This is a genomic window from Myxococcus vastator, from assembly GCF_010894475.1.
Classification (GTDB): domain Bacteria; phylum Myxococcota; class Myxococcia; order Myxococcales; family Myxococcaceae; genus Myxococcus; species Myxococcus vastator.
Genome location: NZ_JAAIYB010000260.1, coordinates 1 through 11,835 on the forward strand (window position 1 = coordinate 1; position 11,835 = coordinate 11,835).

Annotated in this window: 11 protein-coding genes; 5 read left to right on the forward strand and 6 right to left on the reverse strand. The window is 69.7% G+C overall.

Going from position 1 to position 11,835, the window contains the following annotated elements:
• Window positions 1-38: 38 nt before the first annotated feature.
• Entirely contained in the window at window positions 39-848 is an 810-nt protein-coding gene (locus G4D87_RS23505; protein ID WP_163784450.1) for a DUF8817 family protein, read from the reverse strand.
• Window positions 849-984: 136 nt separating this feature from the next.
• Window positions 985-1,857 (reverse strand): bifunctional methylenetetrahydrofolate dehydrogenase/methenyltetrahydrofolate cyclohydrolase FolD, encoded by an 873-nt coding sequence (gene folD, locus G4D87_RS23510; protein WP_163784451.1) that lies wholly within the window; start codon window positions 1,855-1,857, stop codon window positions 985-987.
• Window positions 1,858-2,075: 218 nt separating this feature from the next.
• Between folD and G4D87_RS23515 the strand changes: the two genes are divergently transcribed.
• From G4D87_RS23515 to G4D87_RS23525, 3 genes are all read left to right on the forward strand, one after another.
• Window positions 2,076-2,885, forward strand: a complete 810-nt coding sequence (locus G4D87_RS23515) for a GNAT family N-acetyltransferase (RefSeq protein ID WP_163784452.1) — start codon at window positions 2,076-2,078, stop codon at window positions 2,883-2,885.
• Between the two features lie 83 nt (window positions 2,886-2,968).
• Window positions 2,969-3,652, forward strand: coding sequence for an iron-containing redox enzyme family protein (locus tag G4D87_RS23520; RefSeq protein ID WP_163784453.1), 684 nt, complete (start codon window positions 2,969-2,971; stop codon window positions 3,650-3,652).
• 92 nt (window positions 3,653-3,744) lie between these two features.
• Window positions 3,745-4,005, forward strand: coding sequence for a DUF3892 domain-containing protein (locus G4D87_RS23525; RefSeq protein ID WP_176409430.1), 261 nt, complete (start codon window positions 3,745-3,747; stop codon window positions 4,003-4,005).
• Window positions 4,006-4,014: 9 nt separating this feature from the next.
• Here G4D87_RS23525 and G4D87_RS23530 read toward each other — a convergent pair whose 3' ends face one another.
• The 3 genes from G4D87_RS23530 to G4D87_RS23540 all read right to left on the reverse strand — a co-directional run bounded on the left by G4D87_RS23530 (window position 4,015) and on the right by G4D87_RS23540 (window position 7,756).
• Window positions 4,015-5,097: a helix-turn-helix transcriptional regulator gene (locus G4D87_RS23530; protein WP_240358525.1), complete on the reverse strand. Its 1,083-nt coding sequence runs from the start codon at window positions 5,095-5,097 to the stop codon at window positions 4,015-4,017.
• 203 nt (window positions 5,098-5,300) lie between these two features.
• A complete protein-coding gene (locus tag G4D87_RS23535; protein ID WP_163784456.1) occupies window positions 5,301-7,193 on the reverse strand; it encodes a methyl-accepting chemotaxis protein in 1,893 nt (630 codons plus the stop codon).
• Window positions 7,194-7,306: 113 nt separating this feature from the next.
• Entirely contained in the window at window positions 7,307-7,756 is a 450-nt protein-coding gene (locus G4D87_RS23540) for a hypothetical protein (RefSeq protein WP_240358526.1), read from the reverse strand.
• A gap of 370 nt (window positions 7,757-8,126) precedes the next feature.
• On the opposite strand from G4D87_RS23540, the gene G4D87_RS23545 reads away from it, so the two are divergent.
• Both G4D87_RS23545 and G4D87_RS23550 read left to right on the forward strand, forming a co-directional pair.
• Entirely contained in the window at window positions 8,127-9,443 is a 1,317-nt protein-coding gene (locus G4D87_RS23545) for a ferritin-like domain-containing protein (protein WP_205507697.1), read from the forward strand.
• Between the two features lie 112 nt (window positions 9,444-9,555).
• On the forward strand, window positions 9,556-10,581 hold the full coding sequence (locus G4D87_RS23550) for a pirin family protein (RefSeq protein ID WP_163784457.1): 1,026 nt from the start codon (window positions 9,556-9,558) through the stop codon (window positions 10,579-10,581).
• Between the two features lie 23 nt (window positions 10,582-10,604).
• On the opposite strand, the gene G4D87_RS23555 is transcribed toward G4D87_RS23550, so the two are convergent.
• On the reverse strand, window positions 10,605-11,835 hold a 1,231-nt coding region (locus G4D87_RS23555), incomplete at its 5' end, for an MFS transporter (RefSeq protein ID WP_163784458.1).

The following is an 11,835-nucleotide window of genomic DNA, read 5'->3' on the forward strand; positions in this document are numbered from 1 at the left end:
AGCGCGCGACGCGACGGCTTCGTCCACGGCTTCCGCCTCTATCTGGGCCGCCGTGGGGGCCCCGTGCGCTTGGACGGCGCGGGCTCGGGAGGTTGGGTTTGGGCGAGCCACTCCTCCAGCCGCTCCGCGGCCTTCAGCTCGTCAGACAATTGGCTCCGCGCGTCCTCGGAGAGGGGCAAGGCCTGGAGTTGCTGCTTCAAGGCCCGGCCCGTCGTGGCGTCCCCCTGGGCAACCGCCAGCTCCATGCGGGCGGCCAGGGCGCGAACCCGGTCCTCCACGGGCGCCTCCGCCTCGTACCTGGCGAGCCCGATGTCGAGCGCCCGCGCGGCGGCTTTGTCGTCATTCTTGAACTCACGCAGGATGCGCGCGTTGTCGATGGCCTTCGCCAGGCCCGTGAGCTGCGCGGAGCCGCCGTACTCCAGGTCTTCCGGCTCATCGCGCTGGATGAAGATGATGTTGTTGCCGGTAGGGTCAACCAATGAGAAGCGGCTCTGGCCGGGCCTGAACCGGGTGATGCGAGGCCTGCCCGTGGCCAGCACCTTGCCGTACTTCGCGCGCAGCGCGTCCGTGAAGGCCCGGTGGTAGGGCTCCACCGCGTCCACCATGACCAGGCAGCCCCCCGAGTTCTCCTCGCTCGGGTCCAGGTTCTTGGCGCCCTTGCCGAAGTGCAGGTCGATGTTGCTCCAGCGCAGCGCCAGGTACAGATACGGCCTGGTCATCTGGTACGTCACGACGAAGCCGAGCGCCTGGTAGAACTCCAATGTTTCGTCAGCCGAGACGCACGGGAGCAACGGGACAGTTGTCTCCTTCCCGCTGATGGCGGCGGCCTTCGTCGCATGGGTGGGCATGGCGCGAGGATAGACGAGCGACGTCGCCGGAGGCACTTCTTCGTGTGATGCGTCTTCTGGTGCGTGGCCGCGGACGGGGGCCAGTCCTCGCCGACGCCGTCGCGGTTCCCTGTACTTCCCTCTCCGCGCCTGGGCCCTACCGGGCCTGCCGCGCGGCCTGGAGCGTGTTCGCCAGCAGCATGGTGATGGTCATCGGCCCCACGCCGCCGGGCACGGGGGTGATGGCGCTGGCGATGGGCTGGATGGCATCGAAGTCCACGTCCCCCACCATGCGGTAGCCGCGCGGCGAGCTCGCGTCGGAGACGCGGTTCTGCCCCACGTCGATGACGACGACGCCTGGCTTCACCATGTCCGCGGTGATGAGGTTCTGCTTGCCCACCGCGACGATGAGGATGTCCGCCTGCCGCGTGAAGGACGCGAGGTCCGGCGTGTGGCGGTGGGTGAGGGTGACGGTGGCGTCGGGGCCCGGCGCCATCAACAGCGACGCCAGCGGCTTGCTGACGATGAGGCTGCGGCCCACGATGACCACGTGCTTGCCCCGGGTGGGGATGTCCTCGCGCCGGAGCATCTCCATGATGCCGGCGGGGGTGCAGGGCACGAAGGCCCGAGGGTCTCCAACGAAGGCCAGCCCCGCGTTCATGGGGTGGAAGCCGTCCACGTCCTTCGCCGGGTGGATGTGCTCCAGGACGGCCTTGTAGGGCAGGTGGGCCGGCAGCGGCAGCTGCACCAGGATGCCGTGCACGGCTGGGTCGGCGTTCAGCCGGTCGATGACGGCGAACAGCTCCTCCTTCGACACGTCCTCGGGCAGCGTCAGCGTCTGGCCGCGCATTCCCAGGGCCTCGCACGCCCGCGTCTTGCTCGCGACGTAGGCCTGGCTCGCTGGGTTGTTGCCCACCAGCACCACGGAGAGTCCGGGTGTCACGCCGGCGGCCTGAAGCGCCGCGACGTCCTGGGCCATCTCCGCCCGCATCACCCGGCTGATTTCGGTTCCATCGAGGGTCCGCGCCATGCGCGGCTTCTTACGCCAGATTCTCAGGGTTGGCGCAGCGCTTCTTCGCGGTGCCCACCCCGGACGGTGTCCTGGGACACGCTCCCCGTCGTACTCCGTGGGCCCTGGCTTCGCGGGGAGCAAAAAGAGCAGGGCGCGCGCGCACTCGGGGCTTGGGCGGCGAATGAAAGGGCGAGGACGGCGCGACGCCGGACCCGCTTCGCTTCCCGGAGAAACCCATGACGTCCATGCACTGTCGTGTCGTCACCACCCAACGCGAGCTCGACGACGCGGTCCGCGTCCGCTGGGCCGTCTTCGGCGGAGAGCTGGGGCTGATGACGGGGTGGACGTCGCCGTCCCGCCGCGAGGTGAGCTGTTTCGACACGCTGGACACCACCGTGCACCTGGTCGTCTACGCGGACGCGACCCCAGTGGCCACGCTGCGGCTGCTGCTGCCCAACCCGGAGGTGGCGGAGGCCATCGGCGGACGGCTGGGGCTGGAGCTGGAGCAGAAGCTGGACCTGTCGGACGTGGTCCGCCCGGGGATGGTCATCGCGGAGACGTCTCGCTTCTGCGTGCTCGACGGCTGGCGGCACTCCGAGGCCGTCACCCGGCTGCACGCGGGCATCTACGAGGAGAGCCGGCGGCGCGGCGTGACGCACTGGCTCGCGTCCGCGAACCTGGACACGGATTCGCGCGAGGACGCGATGCTGTCCTGCCAGGTGGCCGCCTACCGGGGCTGGATGAGCTCGCGCTGGCGCGTGGACGTGCCGGAGCCGGTGGAGGCGCCCGCCATCCCCAGCAACCCCTACTACACGCCCATGGAGCGGCTGCGCGCGGAGCATGGCCTGCTGGACGGCTTGCGCGTGCCGAGGGCGCCCACGCTCTTCGCCCGGAAGATGGGGGCGCGCTTCATCTCCGAGCCCCTCTACGACGCCCGCTTTCGCCGCTTCACCCTGCCGCTCATCGCCGCGCTGGATGAGATTCCCGCAAGCACCCTGGCGCGCTTCAACGCGCTGGCGCGGCACCCCCTTCGCCGCGCCGCTTGAGGCCGCTGGCGCTGCTTCCTTCCCTTCACCTTCAACGCGCAGCAGCCGGGGACCGGAAGACGGCCCGGGAACAGGAGACGTCCGTGAACACGCAAGTGCAGAGCCCGACGCAGGTGGACTGGGTAGCGGTGCTGGAGCAGGAGGGCCGGGGGTTGGTGGCCGCGCTGGACGCGCAGCCCGACGCCCGTCGCCTCTTCGACGGCACCATCGACACCGAGGGCTACATCCACTACCTGATTCAGACGTACCACTATGCGCGCTGGAGCACGCCGATGCTGGCGGAGGCGGGCCACCGGCTCCAGCGCCAGGGCCGGCACCCGCACCTGGCGGAGCTGCTGGTGCAGAAGGCCGGAGAGGAGCGCGGCCACGAGAAGTGGCTGCTGTCGGACCTGAAGAACCTGGGGTGCCCGGAGGCGCGCGTGGAGGCCGCGGCGCGGACCCCCGCGGTGGACGCCTACACCGGCTGGAACTTCTTCACCTCCCGGTCCGGCGTGCCGACGGCGGTGCTGGGGACGGCGTACGTGCTGGAGTACCTGTCCCAGACGCGCGCGAGCGGCGTCGTGGAGCGTCTGATTGCGGCCGCCGCGATTCCGAACATCCGCAAGTCCGTCACCTTCCTGCGCAGCCACGGCGCGCTGGACGGGGACCACGTGGCGGAGATGAAAGCGGTGCTGCGGACGCTGACGGACCCCGAGGACCAGGCGGCGGTGATTTTCTCCGCCCGCGCCACGCGGTGCATCTACCCGGGCATCTTCCGCGAGCGCTGAGGGCCGCATACCTCCCTGGTGGTAGAGACAGGCTCGCGCTTGAAGGCCATCCTCCCCTTCGAATCGTCGTCCGCGAAGTGGGAGGCGTCTTCATGCGCTACATCATCCAGATCCGTCTCGAAGGAGGCGCGCTTCACGAGCACATCGCCCGCCTTCGCTGGACGGAGGGCAACGAGCTGGGTGAGGGCAGCCGCCTGGAGCTGGTCCAGTGGCTCCAGTCGGGGGGAGATGCCCGCGTGCAGACGTGGCCCCGGGACGTGAAGGTCGAGGTCATCAACGCCAGGCCTCCGTACCTGCGCACGAAGGCCAATGGCATCCTCACGGACAACCTGCTGGAGCTGCCGCGCTTTTGAAGCGCCTCCTCAGACGGGCTTGTTGAGGTGGGCCGCCTGGTAGAGGAAGTCCGTCCGGTTGTCGACCTGCAGCCGGCGGAAGATGTCGCGCACGTGCGTCTTCACGGTGTCCTCGGAGAGCCCCAGCTCGCTGGCGATCTGCTCGTTGGACCAGTTCCGGAGCATGCCCTGCGCGATGTCCACCTGCCGCGCCGTGAGCTGCACGCGCATGGTCTCGGGGAGCGGAATCGACAAGGGAATCTCGTTCAGAATCAGGGCCCACTGACGCGGGCCCTCGGTTTCGGGGAGCTCGACGAAGCGCACCACGCGATACGAATCCCCGTGGAGGGAGACCCATCGCGTGTTCTGGAGCCGCGCGTCTGGACTCATCCGCGTCAGGGCCCCCAGCCGCTCCAGGAGGACGAGCGGAATCCCCGAGGAATGAAGGTCCGAGGGCTTGAACCACCGCTCCAGCAGCGTGGCGGCCCGGCGTGAGCGCAGCACCTCGTGTGAGGGTGGCGCCACCACGACGTAGGCGGCGTCGGGCCGGCTGTAGAGCTCCTCCAGGAGCCGGGAGCCCGTCGAGGCAGCCTGCATGTCGCGGCAGTTGCGCACCGCGTTCAGCAGGTGGGGCGTGAGGCTCGTCAGGAAGGCGGCGTCCTTCTCCGAGAAAGCCAGCCGGCGGTCCCGGTAGAGCGTGAAGGCGCCCAGGAGCTGGGGATACACGGGCAGGAGCACCGCCATGACGTGCTCCAGGCTCAGGTCCAGCTCCTTGCTGCGCTGGTACAGCGCGCTGCGCTCCAGTTCCTTGCGGGTAATCATCTCCGAGTCCCGGAGGACCACGCTCGGCTGGGCGAAGATGGGGGCCCGCACGAAGTCGGAATCAACCCACTTGGAATACTCATCCAGCAGGGCCAGCCGGTGGCTTGGCACCAGCCATTGGAATTCGACGATGGGACCCAGGTTGATGAGGCACAGGCCCACGTAGTCGGCGGGTGTCAGCTCCAGCAGGGGCGCCCGGGCGGATTCGAGCGCCTTGGGGAGGGACAAGGTGCTGTTGAGCGCCGCGATGACTTTGTCCCGGAGTAGGAATTCATGGGAGGAGAGGTTCATCGACGCGAGCTTCCTTCCTGCCGGGTCAGGCAACCCTGCGGGTCCGTTTCTGTGTGAGCCCATTCAATAGGCTCCGACTGAAAGGCTGTCCCTCACCCCCCAGTGGTAGGCCCGGGGCTTGACAGGAGGCTCGCTCGCCTGCCGGTGGTCATACAAGGGGGTGCTGTTGGCTTGACAAGACGCGGCCAGCTCGGGACCGGGTGTCAGACGCGATAGGTGCTCGCGACCGCTTCCATGCGCTGCGCCACGTCGCGCAAGGTCTGGGTGGTCTGCTGGGTGGCCTTCATGCCCTGCAGCGTCTCATCCATCATCCGGGACAGGTCCGTCACGGCGGTGAAGATTTGGGAGACCCCCGCGCTCTGCTGGCTCACCGCGGCGGCGATCTGCTGCGCTGCGTTGGCGTTGTCCTGGATGATGCCCGCCAGCTCACGAAGGCTCTCACCGCTGGCGCGCACCTGGTCCAGGCCGACCTCGGTGCGCCGCTGGCCCTCCTCGGACAGCGAGGCGGTGGCGCGGATGGCGCGCTGGACGTCGTCGAGGATTTCGCGGACGCGGCCCGTGGAGCTGATGGACTGGTCCGCCAGGCTGCGAATCTCCCGGGCGACCACGCCAAAGCCCTTGCCGTGCTCGCCCGAGCGCGCGGATTCAATGGCGGCGTTGAGCGCCAGCATGTTGGACTGGTCCGCCAGGTCCTTCACCGACTGGGTGATGCCGCCAATCTGGCGCGTGCGCTCTTCCAGCGCGGTGATGCTCCCGGCCATCCGCCCCACCTGTTCCCTCAGCTGTTCGAAGCCCTCCAGGCTGGCGCTGACGGTGGCCTCGCCGGCGGTGCCCACCTCGCGGGCGCGCGTGGTGACGCCGAGCACCTCCTGGGAGCGGTCCGCGGCCATCAGCGACGTCTGCTTGATTTCCTGCGCCGTCGTCTGGGTCTCCTGGAGGGCGGCGGCCTGGCGGGACAGGTTGCGCTCCTGCTGGGCGGAGGCGCGGGTCAGCTCGGCCACCGTCTGTCCCAGCACCCGCGTGCCCTGCTGGAGGCTGGCGGTGGACTCCCGCAGGTGGCTCATCATCTGGGAGAAGGACGCGGCCAGCTCGCCGACCTCGTCCTGGCGGGCGGGTACCTCCACCTGCTGCGTCAGGTCGCCTTCGCGCACGATGCGGCCGACGACGTCGCTGAGCGTGGAGATGGGACGCGTCACGCTCCGGGCCAGCCACCAGGAGCCCAGCATGCTCGCAATCAACGACACGGCCGTCAGGATGAGGGCAATCCAGGAGCCCCGCTCGAGCGGGGTGTAGGCCTCTTGCGGAGACACGGTCGCCACGAAGCGCCACCCATCTCCCACGTCCACCTCCGTCCTGCCGTCCAGGGCCTCGAACCGGAGCGCGTCGGTGGCGCGCTGCGCGCCCTCCTCGCGGGAGTCGAACAGGGGCGTGCCTTCCGCGGAGAGGACCTCCAGCGCGAAGCTCTTCTGTCCCCGCTCGTGCGCGCGCGCCAGCGCGTCCTCGACCTCCGCGCCGATGCGCCCCCAATCATAGGCCGCCAGCAGGATGCCGATGCGCGACTGGCTGATGGGGCTGATGACCGGTACCGCGAAGGACAGCACGCGCTTCTGGAAGAAGGGGTCCACCTGCGCGAGCCCATGGCCATCCAGCCGGTGCTGCTTCGCGTTCTTGAACCAGGCCGTCTCGCGGACCGCCTGCTCCTGTTTCGCGAAGCGCTTGAGCAGCGCGGGGTCGCTGGCGGAGAGCGCCCGGCCGTCCTCGGAGAAGAGCACCAACCCCGCGAAGGAGGCATGGCGCTTCTGGAGCGAGGCCAGCACCGCGTCGCTCTTCTCGAAGGTGTCGAACAGCAGGGCGCCCCGGAGGATGGAGTCTTCGGCCCAGCTGCGCGCGTTGCCCTCACGTTCGGTGAGCGCCGCCTCCACCAGCTCCCGCAGCCCCTCCGCTTCCGCTTGCAGGGTGGCGTGGATCTGCTCCCGCAGCGCCTCCTCCGCGAAGGCGTTGCCGACGAGGTTGAGCGGGGCGATGGCTCCAATGACCAGCAGGAACACCGCCAGCATGAGGCGGGTACGAAGCTTCATTCCGTCGAGGAAGCGCATGGGATGTCGAGCGAGCAGGAGACTCAGAGGTCCAGCAGGGAGATGCCGACGGAGAGCGCGCCAATGGTCCGTCCACGCTCACGGACCGGGAAGGAGACCTGGATGACGAAGGCTTACGATGACTCGTCGAAGAAGGGCTTCTCCCGCAGCTGGAGGCCCTGCGTGAAGGGCACCTGGAACTTCTCCTCGTCACCCTGCCAGTAGTCGGACGTGCGCCGCGTGGCGCCCACGAGCGCGCCCTGGTTGTCCATGGCGAAGGCCTCGGCGATGACGCGCCCCAGCTTCGACCGGTGCCGGTTCAGGACGCGCGAGCAGGCGCTGCTCAGCAGCCGTTCCTTGAAAGGCGTCAGCGCGGGCGTCGCCATCCAGGCGGCGTCCCGCGCTTGAATGGCGTCCAGGGCTTCGCGGCGGGCGTTCTGCTCACGCACCGCTTGGATGACGAGGGGATCCGCGGCCATCTCCCGGAGCGCGGGTACCAGCCCGTCTACCTTCTTCACCTGGGCTGCGCCGTCGGCGGGCATCTGCGCCAGCACTGCGACTGCGATACCGAACCACGACAACATCCGCACCTCATCCCCGAAGCGCGTTCACCGGGCCGGGTGAGGCGCTGCCTGCGTCAGGCTTGCGGCGCCAGTGTGACACAGGCATTTGCCTGAAAACAAAACCCGCGGCGCGTGTCGGGCGACCGCGCGGGTTGCCTGGCCATACACTGTGAGAGAGTCGCCCTTGACTCGTGTTTCAGTGTCACTGATTTAGCCAGGAATGCCGTTCTTGAAGTCGCGCAAGCCAAGAGCGCATGCCCCTCAGGTTTCTGAGCGGGGCAGGCAAGAAACGTCCGGATTTCACCGTGCCTGTCCGCTGTTCCAGGGCCCGCGGGCGTTGGCATCTTCATTGCTGAGGTGCGGACTTCCATCTGAAGGAGGCCCTGCACCCATGGATTCGAATCGCTTGCGTCTGCTCTTCTCCCGGGCCCTTCGCGCCTCGCTCCTGTCGCCCCTGACCCTTGCCGGATGTGACGGTGAAGTGGACCTGACGGGCTATGAGCCGCCGCTTTGTGAAAATGGTGGGCTGTCCGTGACGGGATTGTCACCTGCGGTCGCGCCAGACTTCGTGCAGCTGCGGAGCTTCCATGCGGCTGGCGAGCCCGTGCCAACGAACCCGCTCTCCTCCGCGGGAACACCTTGCGCGACGGCGACGCAGCCCCAGACATGTCTGTCAGAGCTCGAGGCGTTGTCGCCCGCCAGTGGGTTCCGCGCCGCCTGCGGTTTCATCTGCACCGACTATTTTCTCGCGACGACACGCGGCGACGTGGTGTCTGCCATCGCCTCCCTGGAGGCCCTGAAGTCGTTCCTGGGGCCCATCGACACGACGCAGGAGGCCGCGCTGACTGCCTTTGCCGCGGGCTACAGCGTGCGCTGCGACGGGCTCAAGTATGGGGCGGTGAAGGCGCTGGGCGACGGCGCGTTCGGCGTCGTCGGCACCAAGGGCATGGCGTGTGGTGAGGGGACGGAGCTGACGCAGTATGCCCTGCGCGTGTCGTCAACGGGCGAGGTGGTGGAGGAGGAGCGCAACGTGCTCGAGCGGGGCACGGACAACTGCGCCGTGGGGCGCAGGCCCGAAGGACTGCGCTCACGGGGCTCGGTGGCGTGTGACGATGTGCTGGGCCAGCACTTCGCCGCCATTGCCCACCTGGAGGCCGCGTCCATCCAGGCCTTCCTGCTGCTCCGGGAGGAGCTGGCCGCGCATGGCGCGGACCTCGCGCTGCAGGACGCGGCGCTGATGAGCGCCCTGGAGGAGGTCATGCACACGGAGGTCAGCGCCCGGCTGGCGGGGCGGCACGGCGCGACGCCCCAGGCCCCACGGGTGGACGCGGCGGCGCCCCGCTCCTTGTTCGCGGTGGCGCTGGACAACGCGGTGGAGGGCTGCGTGCGGGAGACGTTCGGCGCGCTGGTGGCGCGGCACCAGTCGCTCCATGCCCAGGACGACGAGGTGCGCGCCTCCATGGCTCGCATCGCGGAGGACGAGACGCGGCACGCGGAGCTCTCGTGGAAGATTGATGCCTGGGCGCAGGCGCGGCTGTCGGACGAGGAGCGGGAGGTGCTCCGGCTGGCGAAGCAGCGGGCCGCGGAGGCCCTGCGCGAGGAGGCCGCCGTGCCGGTCAATCCCGTGCTCGTGTCCGAGGCCGGGCTGCCCCCGCCCGAGGTCGCCGTGGCGATGGTGGACACGCTCGCTCAGGAGCTGTGGGCCTGAGGTTCCTGGGACGGCGGGGCAAGCGGCGCGGAGGGCTCGCTGTTACGCTCAGCGGAGGGAGTCCCGACCCAGGGAATTTTCAGGGGGCTCCGGAAGGGATGAGGCGTCGCAGATGCGTCAGCAACCAGAAGCCGTCCTTCGTGTGGAGCCGCTCGGGATGCCGTGGCGGACCCCGGACCCGTTCCTTTTCTGCGTCCACCACGACGACAAGTACCCCGTGGGAAACGAGCGCCTGGGGCCGTCCGCCTCGCTGGCGGGCCGCAACCTGGGCCAGGACTTCGACAGGCGGGACGGCTGGAACATGTATCACGGCACCGTGGTGCCCGGCTTCCCGCAGCACCCGCACCGGGGCTTCGAGACTGTCACGGTGGTGCGCAGCGGCCTGCTCGACCACGCGGATTCCCTGGGGGCGGCGGCGCGCTTCGGCGGCGGGGATGTGCAGTGGCTCACCGCGGGCGCGGGCATCAACCATTCGGAGATGTTCCCGCTGCTCCAGCGCGACCAGCCGAACCCGGTGGAGCTGTTTCAAATCTGGCTCAACCTGCCGCGGGCGAACAAGCTCGTGGCGCCGCACTTCTCCATGCTGTGGAACCACGTCATCCCCCGGCACGTCGCCCGGGACGCGGAAGGGCGCGCCACGGAAGTCACGGTGGTGGCTGGAAGCCTGGGAGACGTGAAGGCGCCACCGCCGCCGCCCAGGTCGTGGGCGGCGCAGGAAGCGGCGGACGTGGCCATCTGGACGCTCAAGCTGGCCCCGGGCGCGCGGTGGACGCTGCCGGCGGCGGCCCCTGGCAGCAACCGGATGTTGTACTTCTTCCTCGGCTCCAGTCTGCGCGTGGCGGGGCGTGCCATTCCTCCGTCGCAGGGTGTCGAGCTGCGGGCGGACGTCGCGGTGGAGCTGGAGAACGGCGCGGACGTGGCGGAGTTGTTGATGCTGCAGGGCCGTCCCATTGGCGAGCCCGTCGTGCAGTACGGCCCGTTCGTGATGAACTCGCGGGAGGAGATTCAGCAGGCCTTCGCGGACTACCAGCGCACCGGCTTCGGCGGCTGGCCCTGGCCGGCCAATGACCCGGTCCATCCGCGAGAGGAAGGGCGCTTCGCCCGGCACGCGGATGGCCGCATCGAACGTCCGGCCTGAGCCGAAGGACCGCCAGCGCTCGGTCAGGGCGCTGGCGGCGCGCGCGCAATCCCCTGGCCGAGGACTCCGGAGAGCAGCACGACGAGGGTCCCCGCGAGCGGCACCCCGAGCAAACCCACGCGCAATCCCACGTTGTCGGCGACGAGCCCGACGAGCGGGGGCGACGCGAGGAACCCCAGGCGCATCAGCCAACTGACGACGGTGAGACCCGTTCCCGCGCTAAGGCCGGGCAGCTCGTCGGCGCCGTGCATGGCGGCGGGGACCAGCGTGGCGACGCCGAAGCCCGCGAGCGCGAAGCCCGCGATGGTGCCCGGGATGGAGGGAAACAACAGCGCGGCGCTCATGCCCAGCGCCGTGGTGGCGCCGCCCGCCCGAGCGACCGCGCGCTGTCCGAACCGGTCCACCATGCCATCGCCCAGCAGCCGGCCCACGAACTGCGCGCCCACGAGGGCGACGAACCCGAATGAAGCGACAGCGGCCGTGGCCCCGAGTGTCCCGGAGAGGTAGACGGCTGCCCACGTCATGCCCGCGTCCTCGACGAGGATGCCGCCGACGGCAATCAAGACCAGCGCGGAGAACATCAGCCAGATGCGCCCGCGCCCCGTCGGCGGACGCCGCGCGGGGACGCTGCCCAGGTGCGCCGCGGCGGCCGCGGGTTCAACGGTGACGATGGGCTCGGGGCCGGGAATCGTGTAGCGCAGCGCCATCAAGGACACCCCGGCGAAGAGCAGGGCGGAGCATCCCAGATGGAGGCCCCGGGGCACGTTCAGTCCCGCGGCGAGCCCGCCCATGAGTCCGCCGACCACCGCGCCGATGCTCCATATCGCATGGAAGGAGTTGAGGATGGACCGGCCATAGCGTCTCTGCACCCGGAGCCCATGGGAGTTCTGCGCCACGTCGGTGATGGCGTCCATGCCGCCCGCGAAGAAGAGCGAAGCGGCGAGCGCCCACCACGACGACGCGAGGCCCGCGACCAGCACGCCCAGGCTCGTCAGCAGCGTGCCGGCGACGGCGACCCGTGAGGAGCGGAAGCGGCGGATGAGCGCTCCGGCGGCGAGCCCCGCCACCATCGCGCCGCTGGGGAACGCGGCGACCGCCAGCCCGTAGTGCGCGTTGCTGAGGCCCAGGTCGGCCTTGAGCTGCGGATAGCGCGGCAGGAGGTTGGCGAGGATGGCGCCGTTGGTGAGGAACAGCGCCGCGACGGCCGCGCGGGCGGCCCGGTACTCGCGGGGGGCCTGGGGCGCAGAGGTGGAG